The sequence below is a fragment of the Bacillus sp. L_1B0_5 genome (assembly GCF_000836715.1).
GTDB lineage: Bacteria > Bacillota > Bacilli > Bacillales > Bacillaceae_G > Bacillus_A > Bacillus_A thuringiensis_S.
In genome coordinates, this window is record NZ_JXIS01000040.1 from 27,798 (window position 1) to 49,562 (window position 21,765).

Consider the following 21,765-nt stretch of genomic DNA (forward strand, 5'->3'; position numbering starts at 1 on the left):
AATTCTTTTATACCTCATCCATTGATAATTTTTTTCACTGATAATGATTATCGTTACTAAGTATATATTTAATATAGAATTATTTCAAGAATGATTTGAAAAATTTTAACAAACTGAATAAAAAAAGAAGTATCCACCTAATATTAGGGAGATACTTCTTTTTTAGAAATTTATATGTAATTCAACTGGACAATGGTCTGACCCCATTACTTCACTATTAATTTTCGCTTCTGTTATTTGGTCTTTCATTTTTTCCGAAACACAAAAATAATCTAAACGCCATCCAATATTTTTTGCTCTCGCTCCCATCCGATACGACCACCACGAATATGCACCTTCTTGATTAGGATAAAGATAACGATACGTATCAACAAACCCTTCTTCTAAAATACATGTAAATTTCTCTCGTTCCTCATCAGAGAATCCAGGGTTTTTACGATTACTTTTTGGATTTTTTAAATCGATTTCTTTATGAGCAACATTTAAGTCTCCACAAAAAATAACTGGTTTTTTCTCATCTAATCGTTTGATATAGGACCTGAAATCATCTTCCCATTTCATTCTGTAATCTAATCTTTCTAATCCACGTTTTGAATTTGGTGTATACAACGTTATCATGTAAAAATCTTCGAATTCTAAAGTAATAAGTCGCCCTTCTTGGTCATGCTCTTCAATGCCTAAACCATATGTAACTGAAAGCGGTTCTTTTTTCGAAAAAATAGCTGTTCCTGAATATCCTTTTTTCACAGCATAATTCCAGTATGTATAATATCCCTCTAGATTTAAATCAATTTGCCCTTCTTGTAATTTAATCTCTTGTAGACAAAATATATCAGCACTTGATTCCTCAAGATATTCCAAAAATCCACCTTTTGCGATAACTGCTCGCAAACCATTTACATTCCATGAAATTAACTTCACTTTTAGCCCTCCTCTTGATGTTTATTTCCAAATTTCATGCTATCACAAAATAGAAAAACAATCATATTTCCACCTTTGTAATCTTGCTCTTACATTTATGAATACATACATACGCACTTTATTCAGGTTATACTAACTTCAGAGGTGATGTTCTTTGCACAATGAAGGAGTTACATTAACAAATGAGTATTGGCAAGCAATTATTCATAATGATTCTTCCTATGATAGCAAATTCTTTTATGCTGTGAAATCAACTGGAATCTTTTGCAGACCATCATGCAAATCAAGAATACCGAATAGAAACAATGTACGAATTTTTCATCATGCGGAACAAGCATTAAGTGAAAACTTTCGCCCGTGCAAACGTTGTAAGCCAAACGGGATCACTTTGCCTAATGAAGAGTGGGTAGAACAAATTAAAGACTATATCGAAAAGCATTATGACGAATCCTTAACTCTCAACATGCTTGCGGAAATGTGTCACGGTAGCCCTTTTCATTTGCAGCGTACTTTCAAAAAAATAATAGGGCTAACTCCTATAGAATATATACAACAATTCAGGGTTCTTAAAGCAACCGAATACCTTTTACACACAAATCAATCTATTAAAGAAATTAGTACTGCTGTCGGGATAGAAAACCCAGAGTATTTCGCAACTTTATTTAAAAAGAAAGCCGGATTTACTCCTACTGAATATCGAAAAAAGAACGAAATGAAAGAGGGATACGATAATGAATTCCTACAAAAATAATTATATATATTGGACGCTACTTACACATAAGAATTGGCGATTTCATATTGCTGCAACTGAAAATGGACTATGTTTCATTGGATCACAAGATGAAAACTTTGAAGAATTAAATATATGGGCTAGAAAAAAACTGCCCCAACATATATTGATCCATAGTCCAGATTACTTGCAAATATATACGAAAGAAGTTATCGAGTATTTAGAAAACAAGCGAGAAACTTTTACATTCCCTATCGATGCTTATGGAACTAATTTTCAATTATCTGTTTGGAATACGGTACGTGAAATTCCTTATGGAAAGACATATTCTTATACAGAAATTGCTGAAAGAATTCAAAAACCTACAGCTGTGCGCGCCGTTGCTTCCGCTATTGCTGCTAACCCTCTTCTTATTACAATTCCTTGTCACCGCGTTATTGGGAAGAGTGGGAAACTAACCGGATTTAGGGGTGGATTAGACATGAAGAAAAAATTGCTTGCATTAGAAAAATTGCAGGTGGAATTCATATGACAGCAGAATATAATAGCGCATTATCTGTAGCAGTTCCGAAAGAATTTTGTTTCCAAGAAAATTTACGCTATCTATCACGTTCGAACAATGAATGTATGTTCCATATTGAAGACAACAAAATTTATAAAGTTATCCCTGTTCAAGATGTAAATCCTTTAGTTGAAATTAGTTTGAATACTGATGGCAATATTCAAATACGTTGTTTAGAAGAATCATATACATCTGAAAAATCGATACGTGAGGCTGTAGCCAACTATGTAAAAGAATGGTTTGATTTAACTACTGATTTAGCCCCTTTTTATACATTAGCTAAACATGATTTACTCCTTCAAGGACCAATTGAACAATATTATGGCCTTCGTAATTTAGGTATTCCAGACTTATTTGAGGCACTTTCCTGGGGAATTATCGGTCAACAAATTAACCTAGCATATGCTTATACACTAAAAAGAAGATTAGTTGAGCAATTTGGAAGTTATGTAGAATGGGACGGTAGAAAACATTGGATTTTCCCATCACCTGAAACAATTGCAAATCTACATCTAGAAGATCTCCAACAATTAAAAATGACGACTAGAAAATGTGAATATTTAATCGGTATTGCGAAGCTTATTACAGAGAGAAAACTGTCAAAAGAGGAGTTACTACAAACACAAAATATAAAAATTGCTGAAAAACAGTTAACTGCTATCCATGGTATCGGCCCATGGACTGCCAACTATGTTTTAATGCGTTGTTTAAGATTTCCTTCAGCTTTTCCAATTGATGATGTTGGTCTGCATAATGCAATTAAATTTATAATAGGCTCCGAAAATAAACCGACTAAAAATGAAATAAAAGATTTTGCAGCAAACTGGGCTAATTGGGAGTCTTATGCGACTTTTTATTTGTGGCGAGTACTATATTAAAAGAACCAAGTAGCACATTCGTACTACTTGGTTCTTTTTTAAGCTTGCTCCTCAAAACGTCTTGCAATTTCTACAATAACTTGAACAGCTTTTTCCATAGTATCTACCGAAACATACTCAAATTTACCGTGATAGTTTTCACCACCAGTGAAAATATTCGGCGTCGGTAATCCCATATATGATAATTGTGATCCATCTGTACCTCCGCGAATCGGGTGAATATTTGGTTCAATATCTAAACTTTTCATTGCTTCATATGCAATATCAACAATTTCTCTTACCGGTTCAATTTTTTCCAGCATGTTATAGTATTGATCATTCATTTCTAAAACGACTGCATCTTCGCCATACTTTTCTTGCATATTCTTCACAATATTTTTAACGTTATTTTTACGCGCTTCAAAATTTTCACGATCAAAGTCTCGAATAATATAATACGCTTTACTTTGCTCAACATCACCATTTAAAGAAAGTAAGTGATAGAATCCTTCATAGCCTTCTGTATATTCTGGTGCCTCTTCTACTGATAAATACCCGTTAAACTCCATAGCCAGTTTAGTTGCATTGCGCATTTTATTTTTCGCTGTTCCAGGATGTGTATTCGTTCCGTTAAACGTTAACTTAGCACCTGCAGCATTAAAACTTTCATACTCTAAACCACCTAATGGACCTCCATCCATCGTATAAGCGAATGATGCACCAAACGCCGCTACATCAAAATGCGCTGGCCCACGACCAATTTCTTCATCCGGTGTAAATGCTACTCTTATTTTCCCGTGCTTAATTTGCGGATTATGTATTAAATAGTTCATTGCAACCATAATTTCTGTAAGACCAGCTTTATCATCTGCTCCTAGAAGTGTTGTACCATCAGTTGTAATAATGGTATGTCCTTTATATGATGGTAATTCTGGGAACTGCTCTGGTGTTAGCACAACATTTAGTTCTTCATTTAACGTAATTGCATTACCATCAAAATTTTCATGAATTTGTGGTTTGACGTTTTTCCCCGTAAAGTCTGTTGCCGTATCTAAATGAGCTAAAAATCCGATTACAGGAACATCCTTGTCCGTATTAGCTGGAAGTGTTGCCATTACATAGCCATTATCATCCATCGTTACTTCTGTTAACCCAATTTCTTTTAGCTCTTCCACTAATAACTTACCAAACTCAATTTGTCCTGGTGTTGTTGGTACTGTATTGCTTTCTTCATTTGATTGCGTATCAATTTTTACATATCTCGTAAATCTTTCAATAAGTTCTTGTTTCAAGTTCATTCACTCCCTTTTATGTTTCTCTCTCCATTATAATCCTTAAAACGAAATATTTTAACTTTTTTGACTGTGAAGATGTATATTTCATTTGCATTGTTAACACATTTAAACGAATGATAAAAAGACATAATATTTGTACATTAAAACCGGAACAGGTAACATACATAATTATAAAATATGGGAGGTTTTAAAGATGAGGCTAACTCTCTTTCGCTATTTTCTTTTTTTCTTAGGATTAATTTTCTTTGGCCTTGGAAACGCTCTTGCAGTCAAAGTTAAATTTCTAGGCTTGCACCCTTGGGAAGTTTTAAATATGGCTCTCTACCAAAAGTTTGGATGGACCATCGGTACGTGGAGTGTCATATGTGGGTTATGTCTCGTTCTAATATCTTTACTAGTAGATCGAAAATATATAAATGTGGGTACATTTTTGAATGCACTACTTATCGGTCCCATTATGGACTTTTTCTTACAATCAAACATGCTTCCAGACGCTAGTAATTATTTATGGATAAACTTACTCATTTTATTTTCTGGTATTGCCATTACAGGTATCGGGGGAGGTATGTACGTTGCGGCTGGGATTGGCGCTGGCCCCCGTGATGGATTCATGCTTACTATTTCCGACAAAACAGGACTTTCTATTAGCCGTGCTAGAATCATAGTAGAATGTATTGTACTAGTTATTGGATTTATGCTAGGAGGTCCTGTTTTCATCGTAACTTTTCTGTACACCTTTATTCAAAGTCCAATCTTTCAGCAAGCATTTAAGATGTTTCAAACACTTTTACATACTTTACATAACAAAAAGAAAATTAGTGAACATATTTAAAGTACAGCTTAATACAAATAAATTCACCCTATTTACGACTCTCACCGCAAATAGGGTGTTTCTGTTTTTATCTCGCAATTTAAGAATATATACTACTCATTTACAATAAAAGTATATACATCATCATGAATACAGCCATTTACTTTAATCACATACTTCCCAGGTTTATTAAAACTAATTGTGTATTTATTTAACTGAATTGCTTCTTTATCTCCAGAAAGAATATCAATGCTTCTGCCACTTAATACATACAATTCACTTAGGTTCATCGTTACATCAATTGTATTAAAATTTTCCACTTTCACTTGCTGTGCTTCCGCAACGCTTACACTTGGTTCTAAAAACAGTAGTCCACTTAATCCAATTGTCCCCGCCAAAGCAACTCCCGCAAACTTTTTAATCTGTTTCATTACAATGACCTCCTTATAGATTTTGCGTAAAGGTGATGTCCCCCCTTACACCACAAAGCCTATATGTAATGAAATGAAAAGTAAACGGGGACTGTAAGACAAAATTCTACATCTTTTTCTCCTATTGAATATAAATCCAACGTTTGGAGTTTTGACATATTTAAAATTGTTTCCCTAAACCAATTTCCCCATAATTTATTCAAATACTGAATAATTACTTATTGATTTAACATTCTAAAAATAGTTGATAAAGATGCTTTCTATTCAAAAAAAGACTTTGCTATAAAAGTAACTTTTACAACAAAATCCATGCACCTAATTTTATTCCGCTTTCCATAATCTCTCTACATTCATTAATTGTTCTTCTTTAAACTCCATCTTATATATATCCGGTTTTGACGTATTCATTAAAAATTCAAAACCATATTGTTTATCAAAATAGTTCATCATTACTGTCATGACAAGCCCATGTGTACCAATTACAATTTTGTGTCCTTGAAAATCCATTAAGATTTCTTTTAATACTTTCACTACTCTTCTCTGGCAATCTGCATACGACTCTCCTTCCGTTCTTGCAAAATCCGGATTAGAGAACATCTTCTGTACAAGTGGATACACCTCTTTGTCTGATATAACCTGATCCTCACTTAAAAACATACACTCTTTAAGATTTTCATATACTACTATTTCTTTTTCATGGAAATTAGCTGACTCCTCTATCGTTAACATAGCCCGATTATAGGGACTGGAAATAAAAGTATCAATTCTCTCCGCTTTTAATATATCATTTACTCTACGGGCATCCATATGTCCCTTCTCAGTTAACCCGCGCATTCTTTCATTTCCTTCTAGTTTTAGTGATTCACCATGTCTAACCATATAAATATATGTGCTCATAATTTCTCCTTAAAATTGTTTATTAGTTAATAAATCACGTTCATTTATCCCATTTCAACACTTAAGCGTAATACTAAAATACTTTATAAAACGTGCTGATTTGTTCGTCTAATCCATTCTCCTACTAAACTTTCAAATAATTCAGGTTGTTCAATTTGCAAATTATGCCCTGCCATATCTAACACTGCTAATGTTGCCCTTGGATATTCTTCAATAATTTCTATAATATTTTGATAACCTACTGATATATCTTGTCTTCCAGTCAGTAAAAGAACGGGCTTTTCATATTTTTCACGCTGAAAATCCATAGTAAGAGAGTAATTCTTTTGCAACCTTTCAATAAATTCATAATTAGCAACATCTAACCCAGGCTTAATTTCTTCTTTAAATCGCGTATATGTATATTGATTTGCTATTACAGCTAACTCACAAAATTCCTCTCTTTCCGTGGAAGTAAGCGTATTTAAAAATTCCTCATCTTGTACAATTACCTGTTTATCTGGAAGAATCCTTTTTTCTGGCTCCGCTACAACAACAGGACATACTAATAGTAATCCGCTAACTCTCTCAAACATCTTTGTAAGTATACCTTTGGCTAAATAGCCTCCATATGATTCTCCTATTAATAAAAATTTTTCAGTAGAAATGATTTCCTCAATAAATGTGATAAGCACTTCTACTATACGATCTGAACTATTTACCCAATTTGGAGCATTCGATTTTCCCATACCAGGTAAATCAATATATATTCGCTTATAACCTTCATATTTCTGAAATACTGATTCCATACATTTCATCATTAACCTATGGTCAGGAGAGCAGCCATGTATGATAATGACCGGTTTACCCTCTCCCACAATTTCATAGTATATTTCTGCATCTTTAATTCGATATATCATAAGAAACCCTCCCTATTTAGTGGCAATACTATCTACTCTGTAAGAATACACGTTCTTATTTTACATCCTTTCTCAACATTTTCACAAATGTTAATTTTCAGATTTTAAAAAATAAAAATCTCATATAAAAAAAGATCCTCATCATTTTATATGCAATTTTGCATCTCCACTTACAAATCACTAAAAAAACTTTACAATTCAAAGGATGACTAAATATACAATTTCTATTTAAAGTCTTGATACCGTCTATACTATCAACCGAAATATTTTTTCAACTTTAAGAATACTTATACTCTTTAACACTTTCCTTATAAACATGATTTTTATAAGGAAATCTGATACAATTCTTAAATAATATTATTATGTATAGATATAACGAACATAGTGCATAATTAAAGAAGGTGATTTCATTGGAATTAAATAAAAATTTGCAATTATGTATATTAATCGGAACATTAATATGCTATTCAATCTATTTTATGTTTTTCTATCTGTTCCCTACTCATTTTTCAAATTCAGATGTACGCTTCGCTTCACTTATCGTCGAAGCCATTACATTTGTATCACTGATCTACTCTATATATTCTAAAAAAGTCAGTTCAAATCCGTTTTGGATATGTATTACAATAGCAATTGGTAGTTTTTTATTAGGGAAAATAGTATATACATATCAAGATAGCTTCTTCGAAATTCCAATAGATCGTTTTACTATTTCTGATGTATTTTACATGTTTTTTCTACTTTTCTGTCTTATCGCTTTCTCCTATAAAATTTTAAAGGAATGCAATAAATGGGAAAAAGCATTCTTTATTTGTGATATATGCATAGTGCTTACTTCCATATTCACATTAGAATGGTATTTATTTAATCAGCCAAATTTAAATATATTCGCTCTTTCACTAGGAGATGTTTTCCTTTCATTTTTATACCCAATTGCAGATTTATTATTTCTACTGCTAGGCGTTAGTCTCTTTTTCCGTCCAACAATTTTTAATTCCAAACGGAAAATTTATATCTTTATTTTTGTATTAATAAGTTCTGCAACTTTTAACTATATTTATTTTTACTTAAATAACCACTTATCAACTGAAACGATAACATTATTACGTCTTTTATATAGAATACCTATATTACTTATTGCAATAGCTGGCTCTATTTCAGAAGATCATAATAGCCATAAAAATTATTTCATTGTAAACCCTATAATAGGGAAAAAAGCTTTAGTTGTATTTCCCTATCTTGCTGTTGCAATACTAATCGGGTTTACATTAAAAGAACAAACATCATCTTCAACTCTCATTACAGGAAATTGTATTACTTTTATTTTCGTACTCATTCGTCATTCTATCGTACGTATGCAAAACAACTCCTTAACAAAACGTTTGCAGGCATTTAATGCCCAACTAGAAGAAAAAGTTACTGTACGGACGTCTGATTTAGTTCATAAATCAGAGGCTCTTTCTCAAAAACAACAAAAGTTTAAATCATTATATGAATATCATCCTGACCCTATTTTCACCATTGATTTAAACGGAACATTCTTAAATGTAAATAAGGCTGGGAGTGTACTACTTGGGGCACCAACGGATGAGTTACTAGGTGAAACTTGTTTTTCGATCATTTTAGATGAAGATAAGCATAAGCTAGCATTGGCATTAGAAAAAGTGAAACAACAAGAATCGGCATTCTTACAACTTAGTTCTCAATATAAAGATGGCTTTACTTATTTTTTATACGTTACAATCATTCCTATTATAATAGACGGACAAATTTCAGGAAGCTATATTATGGTGAAAGATATTACTGCACTAAAAAAACAGCAAGAAGAAATAAAATATTTAGCATTCCATGACACTGTAACGAAAATTGGGAACCGTGCCTTTTTCCATAAGAAATTAAAGAGAGTTATAAAAAATGCTAAAATAACAGAAAGCGAGTTTGCATTATTATATTTAGATTTAGATCGCTTTAAAGCAATTAACGATACACTTGGACATTCATCAGGAGATTACATATTAGAAGAAGTAGCAAAGCGATTCCAATCATGTCTTCCATCACATACTCATCTTTCAAGAATCGGTGGCGATGAATTTACAATCATAATTGAGAACTATACTGACGAAGATTACTTATTCCAATTATGTAACCAATTATTTGAATGCATGAAAAAGTCATTTATCATACATGAGCATAAATTAACTTTATCACTGAGTATCGGCATCGCTATTTATCCACATTCCGGAATCGATACCGCTACACTTCTGAAAAACGCTAATGTTGCAATGTATGATGCAAAAGCAAAAGAGCTTAACTCTGTCTCTATTTATGACGATGTAATCGCTAAAAAAATTGAAAGACGATTACGATTAGAAAAAGATTTACCAAACGCACTACAAAATGAAGAATTGTTCCTTTTGTATCAACCTCAAGTTGATAGTGAATCTAATAAAATTATCGGTGCAGAAGCTTTAATTAGGTGGAATCATCCTGAATTAGGTATTATTTCTCCATACGAGTTTATTCCGATTGCAGAAGAAACACTACAAATTATTTCAATAGGAAAATGGACATTAGAGCAGGCTTGCAAGCAAATGAAACGTTGGCACGCACTCGGATACTCACATTTAAAAATAGGTGTAAATTTATCTGCTAAAGAATTTGAACAAGAGGATTTTGTAAAATCTATTTCTTCTACTTTAACAAATACAGGTTTACCAGCAAGCTCTCTTGATCTTGAATTAACAGAGCGAATTGCAATGATGGATGAGCGAGAAACATTGATAAAACTACGTACACTAAAAAGTTTAGGGATTCACATTTCAATCGACGACTTTGGTACAGGTTATTCTTCACTAGCCTACTTACCTTTGTATCCAATTGATACGTTAAAAATCCCGAGAGAATTTATTACAATGTCTGAAACATGTGATGATGGAATGGAAATTATTAAAACGATCATCACATTAGCAAATACATTAGGAATGTCTGTCATTGCTGAAGGTGTAGAAACGAAAGAGCACGTAAATTTCCTTCAAAAAAATAAATGTCAGTTTATTCAAGGTTATTATTACAGTAAACCTATTCATATTAATGCATTTACTGAGCTATTAGAAAACGGTATTCGCCCATAGTACATGGCTAATTGGAATAAATAATAATGAATTTGAACAAATATAGTAAAAAGGAAAGAAGATACCTTCTTTCCTTTTGTTTTTCTATTTACATTTCTATTACTTCACCACTTCATTTATTATATCTATTAAATGATGAATCCCCTCATCATTTGTTTTCTTATATCCATTCATGTTTTGAATATATTTCTCCTTATTTGTATACAACTTATTTACTGCATGTATAAATGTATTCGTACTTACTCTGTCTTGGAGTATAACTTCCGCATATCCTTGCCGTGAAAAATATTCAGCATTTAAAACTTGATCTCCCCTACTGGAACTGTTAGTTAACGGGATAAGCAACATCGGTTTCTTTAAAAATAACAATTCAGAAATAGCAGTAGAACCCGCTCTTGAAACTACAACACTTGCCATATTTAGTATATGCGGCAACTCATCGCCTATATATTCAAATTGCATATACCCCTCCATGCCAATAGATTGGTCTACCTTCCCTTTACCACATATATGAATAATATTAAAGTTTAATAGTATTGTATCTAAACATTCCCTTACCATATCATTTATCCACTTAGCGCCTTGACTCCCACCCATAATTAATAATACTGGTTTATCTTGCTGAAATTCACAATATCTTCTTCCTCTTAATACGTTACCCTTCTCAATTTCTTCCCTTACAATTGGTCCTACATAAACCTTCTTCTCATTACTTACATTTTCTCCTGTCTGAGGAAATGTTGTGCATAGCTTTGTAGCAAAAGGTAATGCTATTTTATTGGCAAGTCCTAATGTGCTATCTGGTTCACGTATAATGATAGGCACACGATTTAACCATGCTCCTATAGCTACAGGAACTGAAACAAATCCTCCTGCTGAAAAGATAACGTCAGGCTTTGTTTTCTTAATTAATTTATAACTTTGTAAACAACCTCGTATAATTTTAAAAGGATCTTTAAAATTTTCCCAATCCCAATATCTCCTAAGCTTGCCCGTTGAAACACTATTGTATTTAACATTTTGCACTAATGATTTTTCAATTCCATTTTTGGATCCAATATACTCGACTCTCCATCCTCGCTCTATAAATTTAGGAATTAATACAATATTAATCATAACGTGTCCGGCTGTACCGCCCCCAGTAAAAAGAATCGTTTTGCTCATAACTTATACCCACCTTTATTATTAAAAATCTAGCTTTATATTTACCTTTTAAATGTAAATAAACTTATTATTTTTTATATAAATCTTTAACTCCACCTCTATATCTTGTAAAAGATCTTTAATGAGTTCATAAAAATCATTTCCATACTCACTACACTCGTATTGAGCAAAGATTTGAATCACATATCTAGTTTCCGTCTCTAATGCTGACTTTATTTGATTAACCCTTTTTTCTTCTACATACGCTTGATATTTATGTATTGCCTCATAAAGACGCAATACATGAGCTTCTTCATCTCTCCAATCCAACGTATCAACAATTGAAAGAAATAGCGTATTTTGATTATCTATTACTTCATAACCATTCATATATTTCTTACACCCTTTTTTGTTTTTCATTGAATGCAGATGTCACTACACTTCGCATACTCAAGTACATCTTTTAATGATTGATGAAATTCAATTTCTGGAATCCAACCTAACTTTTTTATTTCCTCTATTGCTAAACTCTCATTTGAGTCGCTCCCTCTTTTCTCTGTTTCCTCTATAAAAAAATTTAGCTGTGTTAATTCTTTATATTGTTCTAGTACATTTAATAAAGATCGTTTTACTCCTGATCCGATATTATATTGTTTTCCATTTATTCCATCTCGTAATAACACATGATACGCTTTAATCGCATCACGTACATCTAGAAAATCTCTACTATCTTTCAAACTGTTTACTTCAATAATGGCTTTACTTCTACCTGATTCTATATCTATCATTTTCTTTGCGAGAATCGAACAAATGCCATTCGATTCCCCTGGACCAATTAAATTTGAGGGCTTTGCAATGATAATATTTGAATCCATTAATCCTCCCCAAGCCTCTGCAATAATGACTTGCATCGTTTTACTTAAACTATATGGATTTGAAATTTTTATTTCGTTCATACTATCTGCTTGCAAAGCCGATCCTATAACTAATGTTCTACAATGCGAGGCTTCTTGCTTAATTGCTTCTAATAAATATAACGTTCCTATTACGTTAATCTCTATATATTCAAGAGCAGCTGTCCAAGATTCTATAACTGAATTCCTTCCTGCTAAATGCAATACGTAGTCTGGCTTTATTTGTTTCATTACCTTCATTACTTCGCTCTTATTAGTTAAATTACAGATAATACCATTTCTAATTTTTTCTCTATGTGCACGATTTTGAAACATAGGAATTACATGAAAGCCCTGCTCTAAAAAATATTGGCAAGCATGACGTCCTGTGAAACCATTTGCACCAGTTATTAAAAGGCTCGCATTTTTTTTCATCGTAAAAACCCTCCTTTTAATAACATTTGTTTCACCTCATGTTTTGCAAGTAAGTCTTGTTGAGAACTAAAACTCTTTACATCCACAAGCGGATAGCTAGCATAATATTCTTGAAGCCCTTCTATAGGAATAGTCGGTAGTACTACAAAATAATTTTGATCAAAACTTATACTTGTTTTACTCTCTACCTCAGATAAAAGCATTTCACTTAATTTTTCACCCGGTCTTATCCCTACCTCTTTTACCTTAACGTTTTCTTTTCCTGAATATTCAATCAATACTTCTGCTAAATCTGTTATTTTACATGCCGGCATTTTCATAACAAAGATTTCCCCGCCTCTACCTTGATATACGGCTTTAAATAACAATCCAACAGCATCTTCAACTGTTAAGAAAAATCTAGTCATATTCGCATCGGTAATCCCTACTTGTGAAGATTTTTTAATTTGTTGTTTAAAAAGCGGTACTACACTTCCACTCGTCCCTAAAACATTTCCACCACGAACACAAATGAATTTTGTTTTCTTCGTTTGCACATTCGCATGAACCATTAACTTTTCACCAATTGCTTTTGTCATCCCATACGTATTTGATGGATCGGCTGCTTTATCCGTTGAAACATATATAACTTTCTCCACTTGCATCTGTATAGCTGCTTCAATTACATTTTGCGTACCATGTATATTGGTTTTTATAGCTTCATAAGGATAATACTCACATACTGGAACGTGTTTTAAAGCTGCAAGATGGAAAACATAATGTACGCCTTGGCATGCATAGACTAGTTGATCCTTGTCACGAATATCTCCAATAATAAATTTTAATCTATCATCATTTATAAACTGTTGCTGCATTTCAAACTGAACCGTTTCATTTCTTGAAAAAATCCTAATTTCTTTCGGTGATTTTTCTAATAGTTGTTTTATAAGTTCATGTCCCCACGAACCTGTACCACCAGTAATTAAAATTATTTTATTTAGCATTCCTTTTCCTCCTACCAAACACTTCAATTAAAATTGTATTTATAAAATTTATTGAATTATTTTCAATTGATTCAAATCATAATCGTCGTTTGTTACATTTAATTGACAAAATAAAAAAACAGAAACTATTAAACATAGTTTCTGTTTTTCATTTCACCTTACAACAGCAAATTTTTTTATACTGTTTGCATGATAACTACATTCCTTGTAAAAAAACACCGCTCATTTATTTCTTATACTCGTAATAAAATAAATAGAATGATTCATAGCCAATAATCATGTTTAAATTTATAAAAAAAGGGAGGTAACGGAATGTACCGAAGCAATTCAAATCATACATATAACGGACTTTCCAAAGCACTGCCTCTCTCTCTATTCGATGTAAAGAATGAATTAAAACAAAAAAGCAAGATCATGCCTTCTGGCACGATTTATAAATTAACGAAAGAAGAGCAACTCATCATCAACAAAATAAAAATACAAACAGAACAGCTAAATAAAAATAATGTTACAAGAACACGCGCATACTACCAATTTTACATTCAATATCCAGAAATACATTGGGCACTACTTGGGCATATGGTATCACGTAACGGCGGTTGGAATATGACTGATTTAAAGGGTGATTTATATACGAGAATTTTATCAGAGAAAGATCAACTCATATTTTTTTCTTTTTTAGAAAGAGGGAATTGGCTCATTTTCCAAGATGTATATCCTCAATTTTTGCTTTACGAACAAAGTGTAAAAAGATCACAAAAGCTATTTCACCTTCTCCCTCGCCTAAACGTTTCTACATTTATGGAAACGATGTGGAACGATTTTTGGAAAACAGGTAATAAAAAAACATTAGCGATTGCAACTATTATTAATGAACAAAACTACTTAGAAAAAAGAGTGATTCAAAATGTACACTTTCAAAAGACTGTACTAAATAGTATTGGATTTAAACTCTTTGATTTTTTTCAGTTTAATCATATCCTTTTCCCATTCTACGAAAATGATAAGAGACAAAAAGTATTACTATTTGGTGATACAATGAAACATTTCACTTCCTTACATGAACGAATCTTAATCGGAAAAAGGTTGTATTCATTATTATTTCGGGATACACATGTTTTATCTCAAATAATTAGCTGGGCTCAACACCATCCGCATACAGGATCAAGGAAAGATTACTGGCCTCATTTATTTTCAAGTGTAAATGAATCTTTTTCCCGTGAGTTTTATAAGCGCCGAATAAAGAAATGCCAGTTACGTAGCGGCGCTTATCGTATATACAGCCCTGAGCTCATCTATGCATGGCGAGATATGAAACATGAAGAAGGTGACAGCGAAGATTGGTTTACCGATTGGCAAGTTGTAAATTACTTAGTTGATAAGGAGGAAAATATACATGGACAAATTACAGAAGACTACTGCAAAACACTCGAAAAAATTGAACTCGCAATTCTCGCGAAGAAAAACGTCCTCCTTAGAGAAGAAGAATGATTTTCTAGCATTAATAGTTACAATCTTTCTCTCTTCTATTATTGGAACTTGCTTAGATGCTTTTTTTGTTCATAAACAAATATATTCCTTTCCGGCTAGGCCCTTCTCATCCACATTTTCGGTTAATATAGCTTTCACATTGTTCGTACTGCCGATTTCAACCATTATCTTTATACACATTTCAAAAAAATTATCTAAAGTTTCTAGAATTCTATTTATTATTTCAATTGGTATTTGCGCTAGCCTTTTTGAACAAATTGCTGAAAGTTTAGGTTTATTTGTACATAGTACAAATTGGAACCATACATATTCTTTATTTGGTTATATGATTTTTCATTCTTTTATTTGGAACGTATATAACTGGATAAAAAAATAAAGAGGCCATTATAGGTCTCTTCTTAAGCATACTCTTCCGTTATTGCTAATGGTGCCAATGTTTGAAGGCTTTTAGAGCGTAAACGATAGGCAACGATTTTTTTCTTATATTGCTTAATGACATCAACATGTTCCTCATAGCTATATAGAGAAAATCTAATCTCTTTATTCCCTTTCTTCGTATCAATGACTATTGGTGTCCCTTCTCCGTGCGGCGGGAAATAATGTTTATCTAAAAACAAAGCCTCATTAAATTCATGAATAACATGTAGTTTCATTTCTCCCTCTAAATTTTTTCCATCTATCGATATAGAAGTATTTTCCGCCTCAAGCTTTTGATGCAATTCAAATTTACTAATAATTGATTCTACAACAGAAGTGGGCATGCTAGAAACTAATACTTTAATAGCTCCAAAAACAAATAATGTAACTATAAACCATGTTGTCATTGTTATCATCTCCATTACATTTAAAAAATAAATTTCGTTCCATACGGTATTAGTATACTAATGAGTATTCCAGTTACAATCATCGTTACCGAACCGATAGTCGCTTCTTTCTCGCCTTCCTTCACTAAACGGCTCACACCAATAATATGTGATGCACAGCCCATTCCAACTCCTTTTCCAATCGTACTTGTTATACTACAAAGCTTAAGTACTGTTGGTCCGATAATAGCACCTGTTATTCCTGCAACAACTACAAAACTAGAAGTCATAGATGGAATACCTCCAATTTGATCCGCTAATGAAAGAGCAATAGGCATCGTTGCTAATTGTGGTAGAGTAGTTAATATAAGTTCCTTATCTATATTTAAAATCCCACCAATCACTACATTCATACTCGTTACAGCCACTATACCTATCACTACACCGATAAGTATCGATAAAAAATTTTTCATAAGTATCTTTCGCTCTTTAAATAGAGGTATGGCCAATGCTACAATTGCAGGGCTCAATAAGCTTGAAAGAATGTCTCCCCCATTTTCCCTATACTCATGATGAGAAATACCAAAAATCAAAAATAAACAAATCATAATTGCCGTAACTGTTAACACCGGTAACGTAAATGCAAACGTAAATTTTTTATATAACTTTGTCGCCAAGAAATAAATTGCTACAGTAATAATAATTAAGACCATTTGAATCGTGCACCTTGTCGATTTTATTTTTTTGATGTTACTAATAATTGACTTATATACCCTGAAACAATCAAAGTTACTACAGTACTTGCAACTACTAAAAGGAATATAATACTCCCCTTATTTAAAAGAAAAGACCCGTATTCCATCAGCCCTGTTGTCGAAGGGATTAAAAATAACGGTAAAAATACGATTAACTTTTCGGCACCTAACTCAAACCATTTTAACGGTAAAACGCGAGTGGAAAGGAGCAGGAACAGCATTAACATCCCTATTAAACTTCCCGGTATTGATAGATGGAATATTTCCTGAATCCACGTACCCACTAAGCTAAATATATATAGCACGCCTACTTGAAGTAAAAGCGTCACGTACTTCATTTCTTTCCCTCATTTCACTATCACACATCCATATTATGAAATCTCATTTAGCGTGTCGGCAAACCGTTTAATTCCAAGTTGAATTTGTTCTATATTCGCTCTACCAAACGTAAATCGTATATATTCATTTTTCGAACCTAAAACACTGCCCGGAACAAATGCGACACCATTCCGTATAGATTCACCTAATAAGTGATATTCATCAAACTTTCCTTTCACTTTACACCATACATGTATTCCACCCTCTGGCACGAAACATTCAACTTGGTCTCCCAATGTTCCTTCAAGCTCTGCAATTAATTCATCTCTTCTTTGCTTCAATTGTCCACGAAGTATCGTAATATGTGTATGAAAATCCTTTGATTCTAAAAATTGATTTGCTACCCACTGCGTAAATACACTATGGCCAAAATCAACTTGTTGCTTTGCATCTGCTAAACGCTCAATTACGCGTGTAGGACCAATTATCCATCCAATACGTAATCCTGATGCAACAATTTTTGATAATGAACTTATATAAAGAACATTTCCATTTTGGTCCATTGATTTTAATGTCGGGTTCACTTCTCCATTAAAAGAAATTAAACTATACGGATCATCTTCTACAATTGGTATACCGAACTCAGAAGACAGTTCTAAAATCTTTTTACGTCTCGCTAATGAAAGCACAGTACCTGTTGGATTTTGATAATCTGGATTCAAAAAGACCATACGAATACGATGCTTTTTGTGCAAATCGATTAAGTCATCTGGATTCATTCCATGCTCATCAACAGGTAAATGAAATATGTTTAAACCGGCCGATTTAAACATTGGAAGTGAAAAACAATATGAAGGATCTTCAATCGCAATCGCATCGCCAGGTTTTAATAAACATTGAACGATAAGATTAAGCGCCTGTTGTGCTCCAGACGTAATAAGAATAGAGCTTGAATCTGCTTCAATTTGTTTATATTGCTGAACATGTGCTGCAATTGTTTTTCTCAACATCTCATTTCCAAGTGGATGGTCATAGCCGAGATTTTCCATAAATGTTTTCTCCGCCAAAATTGTTCGAAATCTATCACTCGGAATTAATTCTGGTGACAGTTCACCACTCGCTAAATTAATTAAATCATCTTTTTGTGTTTCCGTTCGAATTTGTTGAACGAGTGGTACGTTAGGTAAGAACGATCCATCCTCTACGTACCTACCCCAGTTCGGTATTCGTTTATGTGAGACACCCCATATGTCTGTATTAACCCGTGTTCCGCTTCCCTTTTGCCGTTCTACTACTCCAAGTGATTTTAATTCTTCATACGCAGCTACTATTGTACTCCGGTTCACCTCTAATTCCTTTGCCAATATACGCTCAGAAGGTAACTTACTATCAGAAGGAAATTCACCTGAAGAAATGCCTCTTTCAATATAATCAGCAATTTGTTTATATACAGGTGTCTTATCTGCACGATTTGGTTTCCATTCCATCTAGTTCCCTCCTTTCAAAACGAACTATCCTCATTTTTTACTAACAGTATTCACCGTAAAAATAGTATTAATTAGTCACATTTTCTTATCCGTAAATGGACATATCCAAAATGGTTCTCTTTCTGATTACTCAATAGCTTCTGAAATTCCAACTTCATACTCTCATTTCCAGTTCTTTTACAAACTATCAAATCATTACCGCATACCATGTTACCCCAACTAGTAGAACAAAAAGAAGAAGAATATAGATTGCAGATAAGTTTTTCACATTTCTTTTTGTAGACTTACCGTAATTCTCCTCCACGTTTCTTGCAACTAGTACAGTCCCAAATAGCGATACAATTACAATAATAACGACTAGTGAAATTGCAAAACTCATTGTCTTTTCACCTCTCTAAGACCCATCTATTTTAATTAAAGAACTTACATAAAAACCTTCCTCTTTAAAACGTTGATAACATACTACCTTTCTTCTCTTATCATAATAGATGTTTGCAAAAAGCGGACCAACCACTTTCGTGTTTTTTTGCTCATCCACTTCAAAAATAAAAAGCAACTGATCACTTAGGACCAGTTGCTTTTTTACACGATAATTTTTCATTTAAAATTAATTCGATTTAAAAGTTTCGCCTTTTCATAATGAAACATCGACTGAGATAACTCGAAAATTGTTCCATTTACAAGATACACTGTATTTTCAATAAGAAGCGCCGGATCACCTTCATTTAATTCTAAAAGCTGTGCATTTTCTTTATTTACTTTTTCACAACTAATAACTTTATCAGCAAAACCAATATTTAATCGTAAATCTTCAATGAAATAACTGTATACAGAGCTTAATGCTATTTCTTCGTTCAAATATGGAATAATATCCTTTTTGAAATAACTTATTTCAATAGAGAATGGTTTAGCATCTACAATTCTTAAGCGCTTCAAAAAATACAACCTAGTTCCAGTTTCGCATTGCATCCGCTTTGCTATCTCTTCGTCCGCATCTATTACTTCAAGCTCTAACACTTTCGTTTCAATATTTTGTGAAACAAGATTTTTCGTTAATCCACGTAAACTTCCTAAATTAATGTAATCTGTTACAGAAGTTTCGCGTAAAAACATGCCACTACCTTGCACTTGAAAAATATAACCTCTATTCACAAGCTGACTAATTACTTTACGTATCGTATTACGGCTTACTTCAAATCGATTCATCAACGCTTCTTCTGTAGGTAGTTTTTTCGTTTCATTAAAAAGCCCATCTCGAATGTTTTGCTCTAACACATCTGCAATTTGTTTATACTTTGCACTCATACACTTTCTCCTAAAATACTCTTTTATCTGTTATAACTCTTCCCCTCTCGTTTCGATCACACGTTTATACCAATGAAACGAAAGTTTCTTCTTACGTTTTAAGTTATCATTATGATCGACAAAAATAAAGCCATATTGCTTTTTATATCCATTTAACCAACTTAAAAGATCAATCACTGACCATGCATAATAACCTTTTAAGTTAATTCCCTCTTCAATTGCACGCTTCATTACTTTTAAATGCGCTTCAATAAATTTAATTCTCGGAACATCTACAATTTCTCCGTCAATGATTGGATCTTCATCACCAAGTCCATTTTCCGTTACATACATCTTTATGTCACCGTAACGCGCTTTCAACATATGCAATCCCTCTAAGAAACCTTCGGGAGATATTTCCCATCCCCATTTTGTATATGTTTTATCATCCATTTTAACTGTTCGATAAAAACCATCAAAAGAAGGGTTACCTGGAGCAAGCGTTGAGTTTTCTCGAGAATGTTCCTCACTCTTTATATCCATATCGTATCTTTCTACTCGTATTGGTTGATAATAATTCAAGCCAATAAAATCATTTTCTTCTGCATTTTGTTTAATGATTTCTAATTCTTCAACCGTCCAATTAGGAGTCCATCCTTTTTCCTTTAATTGTTGTACAACATAAGACGGATACTCGCCTTTTAAAATTGGATCATAATACCAATACGTTTCATATTCATTCGCATGATTTGCTGCTCGTATATTTTCTTTTTGATCATCCACACTATAAGCAGGTAAGAAAACATGTGTAATCCCAATCTCACCATATTGTTTCAGCTGCTTGTACACCGCAACTGTTTTCGCATGTGCATAAAATACATAATGAGTCGCTTGAAAATACTTTGGAACATCATTTTGGATTCCTGGTGGATGTGCACCTTTTAAATAACCTAATCCACAAAACATTACTGTCTCATTAAAAGTAATCCAATGCTTAACTCTGTCACCAAATGCCTTAAAACAAGTTTCTGCATATTTTACGAAAGCCTCTGCTGTTCTTTTATTCGTCCATCCACCATCTTTTTCTAACGGTAATGGTAAATCCCAATGATATAAAGTGACAAACGGCACAATCCCGTATTTTAAACATTCATCAATTAAGTTGTTATAAAATTCAATCCCTTTTTCATTTACCTTTCCATCTCCAGTCGGCAATATTCTCGCCCAAGAAATAGAAAAACGATACGATTCTAATCCCATCTCAGCCATTAAGCGAACATCTTCCTTATATCGATGATAATGATCAACAGCTACATCACCATTTGTTCCATTGTATGTTTTGCCAGGAATTTTTGAAAACTCGTCCCAATTCGTAACACCTTTTCCATCTTCATTCCATGCACCTTCTACTTGATAAGAAGCTGAAGCAGCTCCGAATAAAAAATCATGTGGAAACTTCATAGTATATACCTCCATTTCATTATAACAAATCAAATTCATTCACATATATAAAATTTATAGGTACAAATTTTATATGTATGATTATATCTTATGTTTTTATTTTTTTCTATTATAAAAGTACAATTTCTATTGTTGGTTATTGGAAAAGAAAAAGAAGCGATATATTTTATCGCTTCTT

Annotated in this window: 23 protein-coding genes; 7 read left to right on the top strand and 16 right to left on the bottom strand. The window is 32.9% G+C overall.

Going from position 1 to position 21,765, the window contains the following annotated elements; translation table 11 throughout:
- Positions 1 to 162 precede the first annotated feature (162 nt).
- Positions 163 to 921, bottom strand: coding sequence for an exodeoxyribonuclease III (locus RT27_RS12810; RefSeq protein WP_043936361.1), 759 nt, complete (start codon positions 919 to 921; stop codon positions 163 to 165).
- A 154-nt stretch (positions 922 to 1,075) separates the two neighbouring features.
- Here RT27_RS12810 and RT27_RS12815 point away from each other — a divergent pair, with 154 nt between their 5' ends.
- Genes RT27_RS12815 through RT27_RS12825 form a run of 3 tightly spaced genes read left to right on the top strand, consistent with a single transcriptional unit; the run spans position 1,076 to position 3,091 of the window.
- Positions 1,076 to 1,672, top strand: a complete 597-nt coding sequence (locus RT27_RS12815; protein WP_043936362.1) for a bifunctional transcriptional activator/DNA repair enzyme AdaA — start codon at positions 1,076 to 1,078, stop codon at positions 1,670 to 1,672.
- Entirely contained in the window at positions 1,653 to 2,183 is a 531-nt protein-coding gene (locus RT27_RS12820) for a methylated-DNA--[protein]-cysteine S-methyltransferase (protein WP_043936363.1), read from the top strand. The genes RT27_RS12815 and RT27_RS12820 overlap by 20 nt, the downstream gene beginning before the upstream one ends.
- Positions 2,180 to 3,091: a DNA-3-methyladenine glycosylase 2 gene (locus RT27_RS12825; RefSeq protein WP_043936364.1), complete on the top strand. Its 912-nt coding sequence runs from the start codon at positions 2,180 to 2,182 to the stop codon at positions 3,089 to 3,091. Before RT27_RS12820 ends, RT27_RS12825 begins: the two co-directional genes overlap by 4 nt.
- A gap of 38 nt (positions 3,092 to 3,129) precedes the next feature.
- On the opposite strand, the gene pepT is transcribed toward RT27_RS12825, so the two are convergent.
- Positions 3,130 to 4,362 (bottom strand): peptidase T, encoded by a 1,233-nt coding sequence (pepT, locus tag RT27_RS12830; RefSeq protein ID WP_043936365.1) that lies wholly within the window; start codon positions 4,360 to 4,362, stop codon positions 3,130 to 3,132.
- A gap of 196 nt (positions 4,363 to 4,558) precedes the next feature.
- On the opposite strand from pepT, the gene RT27_RS12835 reads away from it, so the two are divergent.
- Positions 4,559 to 5,197 (top strand): YitT family protein, encoded by a 639-nt coding sequence (locus tag RT27_RS12835; protein ID WP_043936366.1) that lies wholly within the window; start codon positions 4,559 to 4,561, stop codon positions 5,195 to 5,197.
- Positions 5,198 to 5,289: 92 nt separating this feature from the next.
- Here RT27_RS12835 and RT27_RS12840 read toward each other — a convergent pair whose 3' ends face one another.
- From RT27_RS12840 to RT27_RS12850, 3 genes are all read right to left on the bottom strand, one after another.
- Entirely contained in the window at positions 5,290 to 5,607 is a 318-nt protein-coding gene (locus RT27_RS12840; RefSeq protein ID WP_029443086.1) for a hypothetical protein, read from the bottom strand.
- A 321-nt stretch (positions 5,608 to 5,928) separates the two neighbouring features.
- Positions 5,929 to 6,504, bottom strand: coding sequence for a histidine phosphatase family protein (locus RT27_RS12845; protein WP_043936367.1), 576 nt, complete (start codon positions 6,502 to 6,504; stop codon positions 5,929 to 5,931).
- A gap of 83 nt (positions 6,505 to 6,587) precedes the next feature.
- Positions 6,588 to 7,403 (bottom strand): alpha/beta hydrolase, encoded by an 816-nt coding sequence (locus tag RT27_RS12850; RefSeq protein ID WP_016080574.1) that lies wholly within the window; start codon positions 7,401 to 7,403, stop codon positions 6,588 to 6,590.
- A 410-nt stretch (positions 7,404 to 7,813) separates the two neighbouring features.
- Here RT27_RS12850 and RT27_RS12855 point away from each other — a divergent pair, with 410 nt between their 5' ends.
- Positions 7,814 to 10,534, top strand: a complete 2,721-nt coding sequence (locus RT27_RS12855) for a bifunctional diguanylate cyclase/phosphodiesterase (RefSeq protein ID WP_043936368.1) — start codon at positions 7,814 to 7,816, stop codon at positions 10,532 to 10,534.
- Between the two features lie 99 nt (positions 10,535 to 10,633).
- On the opposite strand, the gene RT27_RS12860 is transcribed toward RT27_RS12855, so the two are convergent.
- Genes RT27_RS12860 through RT27_RS12875 form a run of 4 tightly spaced genes read right to left on the bottom strand, consistent with a single transcriptional unit; the run spans position 10,634 to position 13,988 of the window.
- Positions 10,634 to 11,698: an undecaprenyldiphospho-muramoylpentapeptide beta-N-acetylglucosaminyltransferase gene (locus RT27_RS12860; protein ID WP_043936369.1), complete on the bottom strand. Its 1,065-nt coding sequence runs from the start codon at positions 11,696 to 11,698 to the stop codon at positions 10,634 to 10,636.
- 48 nt (positions 11,699 to 11,746) lie between these two features.
- Positions 11,747 to 12,097 carry a DUF6572 domain-containing protein gene (locus RT27_RS12865; RefSeq protein WP_016080571.1) on the bottom strand — a complete coding sequence of 117 codons (351 nt, stop codon included), beginning with the start codon at positions 12,095 to 12,097 and terminating at the stop codon, positions 11,747 to 11,749.
- Positions 12,094 to 13,005, bottom strand: a complete 912-nt coding sequence (locus tag RT27_RS12870) for an NAD-dependent epimerase/dehydratase family protein (RefSeq protein WP_043936370.1) — start codon at positions 13,003 to 13,005, stop codon at positions 12,094 to 12,096. The genes RT27_RS12865 and RT27_RS12870 overlap by 4 nt, the downstream gene beginning before the upstream one ends.
- Complete coding sequence (locus tag RT27_RS12875) at positions 13,002 to 13,988, bottom strand: UDP-N-acetylglucosamine 4,6-dehydratase family protein (RefSeq protein WP_043936371.1); 987 nt, start codon at positions 13,986 to 13,988, stop codon at positions 13,002 to 13,004. The genes RT27_RS12870 and RT27_RS12875 overlap by 4 nt, the downstream gene beginning before the upstream one ends.
- A gap of 312 nt (positions 13,989 to 14,300) precedes the next feature.
- On the opposite strand from RT27_RS12875, the gene RT27_RS12880 reads away from it, so the two are divergent.
- Positions 14,301 to 15,479, top strand: coding sequence for a DUF2515 domain-containing protein (locus RT27_RS12880; RefSeq protein WP_043936372.1), 1,179 nt, complete (start codon positions 14,301 to 14,303; stop codon positions 15,477 to 15,479).
- Positions 15,385 to 15,855, top strand: a complete 471-nt coding sequence (locus tag RT27_RS33330) for a CBO0543 family protein (protein ID WP_080117121.1) — start codon at positions 15,385 to 15,387, stop codon at positions 15,853 to 15,855. Before RT27_RS12880 ends, RT27_RS33330 begins: the two co-directional genes overlap by 95 nt.
- Positions 15,856 to 15,877: 22 nt before the next feature.
- Here the strand turns inward: RT27_RS33330 and RT27_RS12885 are convergent, their stop codons facing one another.
- The 7 genes from RT27_RS12885 to RT27_RS12920 form a co-directional block, all read right to left on the bottom strand.
- Positions 15,878 to 16,303, bottom strand: a complete 426-nt coding sequence (locus RT27_RS12885) for a YfmQ family protein (protein ID WP_043936373.1) — start codon at positions 16,301 to 16,303, stop codon at positions 15,878 to 15,880.
- 20 nt (positions 16,304 to 16,323) lie between these two features.
- Positions 16,324 to 16,995, bottom strand: a complete 672-nt coding sequence (locus RT27_RS12890; protein WP_043936374.1) for an LrgB family protein — start codon at positions 16,993 to 16,995, stop codon at positions 16,324 to 16,326.
- A 23-nt stretch (positions 16,996 to 17,018) separates the two neighbouring features.
- Positions 17,019 to 17,375 (bottom strand): CidA/LrgA family holin-like protein, encoded by a 357-nt coding sequence (locus RT27_RS12895; protein WP_016080565.1) that lies wholly within the window; start codon positions 17,373 to 17,375, stop codon positions 17,019 to 17,021.
- A 33-nt stretch (positions 17,376 to 17,408) separates the two neighbouring features.
- On the bottom strand, positions 17,409 to 18,842 hold the full coding sequence (locus RT27_RS12900) for a PLP-dependent aminotransferase family protein (RefSeq protein WP_043936375.1): 1,434 nt from the start codon (positions 18,840 to 18,842) through the stop codon (positions 17,409 to 17,411).
- A gap of 187 nt (positions 18,843 to 19,029) precedes the next feature.
- Positions 19,030 to 19,221, bottom strand: coding sequence for a hypothetical protein (locus RT27_RS12905; protein ID WP_000006459.1), 192 nt, complete (start codon positions 19,219 to 19,221; stop codon positions 19,030 to 19,032).
- A 218-nt stretch (positions 19,222 to 19,439) separates the two neighbouring features.
- Positions 19,440 to 20,147, bottom strand: coding sequence for a GntR family transcriptional regulator (locus tag RT27_RS12915; RefSeq protein WP_016080562.1), 708 nt, complete (start codon positions 20,145 to 20,147; stop codon positions 19,440 to 19,442).
- 30 nt (positions 20,148 to 20,177) lie between these two features.
- Positions 20,178 to 21,587: a glycoside hydrolase family 1 protein gene (locus RT27_RS12920; protein WP_000671631.1), complete on the bottom strand. Its 1,410-nt coding sequence runs from the start codon at positions 21,585 to 21,587 to the stop codon at positions 20,178 to 20,180.
- Positions 21,588 to 21,765: the final 178 nt, after the last annotated feature.

What these genes read in the sequence shown, in the direction of transcription:
- RT27_RS12820 (WP_043936363.1), top strand. Translation starts at nt 1,653, where the DNA reads ATGAATTCCTACAAAAATAATTATATATATTGGACGCTACTTACACAT.
- RT27_RS12825 (WP_043936364.1), top strand. Translation starts at nt 2,180, where the DNA reads ATGACAGCAGAATATAATAGCGCATTATCTGTAGCAGTTCCGAAAGAA.
- RT27_RS12835 (WP_043936366.1), top strand. Translation starts at nt 4,559, where the DNA reads ATGAGGCTAACTCTCTTTCGCTATTTTCTTTTTTTCTTAGGATTAATT.
- RT27_RS12840 (WP_029443086.1), bottom strand. Translation starts at nt 5,607, where the DNA reads ATGAAACAGATTAAAAAGTTTGCGGGAGTTGCTTTGGCGGGGACAATT.
- RT27_RS12845 (WP_043936367.1), bottom strand. Translation starts at nt 6,504, where the DNA reads ATGAGCACATATATTTATATGGTTAGACATGGTGAATCACTAAAACTA.
- RT27_RS12850 (WP_016080574.1), bottom strand. Translation starts at nt 7,403, where the DNA reads ATGATATATCGAATTAAAGATGCAGAAATATACTATGAAATTGTGGGA.
- RT27_RS12860 (WP_043936369.1), bottom strand. Translation starts at nt 11,698, where the DNA reads ATGAGCAAAACGATTCTTTTTACTGGGGGCGGTACAGCCGGACACGTT.
- RT27_RS12865 (WP_016080571.1), bottom strand. Translation starts at nt 12,097, where the DNA reads ATGAAAAACAAAAAAGGGTGTAAGAAATATATGAATGGTTATGAAGTA.
- RT27_RS12870 (WP_043936370.1), bottom strand. Translation starts at nt 13,005, where the DNA reads ATGAAAAAAAATGCGAGCCTTTTAATAACTGGTGCAAATGGTTTCACA.
- RT27_RS12875 (WP_043936371.1), bottom strand. Translation starts at nt 13,988, where the DNA reads ATGCTAAATAAAATAATTTTAATTACTGGTGGTACAGGTTCGTGGGGA.
- RT27_RS12880 (WP_043936372.1), top strand. Translation starts at nt 14,301, where the DNA reads ATGTACCGAAGCAATTCAAATCATACATATAACGGACTTTCCAAAGCA.
- RT27_RS33330 (WP_080117121.1), top strand. Translation starts at nt 15,385, where the DNA reads ATGGACAAATTACAGAAGACTACTGCAAAACACTCGAAAAAATTGAAC.
- RT27_RS12885 (WP_043936373.1), bottom strand. Translation starts at nt 16,303, where the DNA reads ATGACAACATGGTTTATAGTTACATTATTTGTTTTTGGAGCTATTAAA.
- RT27_RS12890 (WP_043936374.1), bottom strand. Translation starts at nt 16,995, where the DNA reads ATGGTCTTAATTATTATTACTGTAGCAATTTATTTCTTGGCGACAAAG.
- RT27_RS12895 (WP_016080565.1), bottom strand. Translation starts at nt 17,375, where the DNA reads ATGAAGTACGTGACGCTTTTACTTCAAGTAGGCGTGCTATATATATTT.
- RT27_RS12900 (WP_043936375.1), bottom strand. Translation starts at nt 18,842, where the DNA reads ATGGAATGGAAACCAAATCGTGCAGATAAGACACCTGTATATAAACAA.
- RT27_RS12905 (WP_000006459.1), bottom strand. Translation starts at nt 19,221, where the DNA reads ATGAGTTTTGCAATTTCACTAGTCGTTATTATTGTAATTGTATCGCTA.
- RT27_RS12915 (WP_016080562.1), bottom strand. Translation starts at nt 20,147, where the DNA reads ATGAGTGCAAAGTATAAACAAATTGCAGATGTGTTAGAGCAAAACATT.
- RT27_RS12920 (WP_000671631.1), bottom strand. Translation starts at nt 21,587, where the DNA reads ATGAAGTTTCCACATGATTTTTTATTCGGAGCTGCTTCAGCTTCTTAT.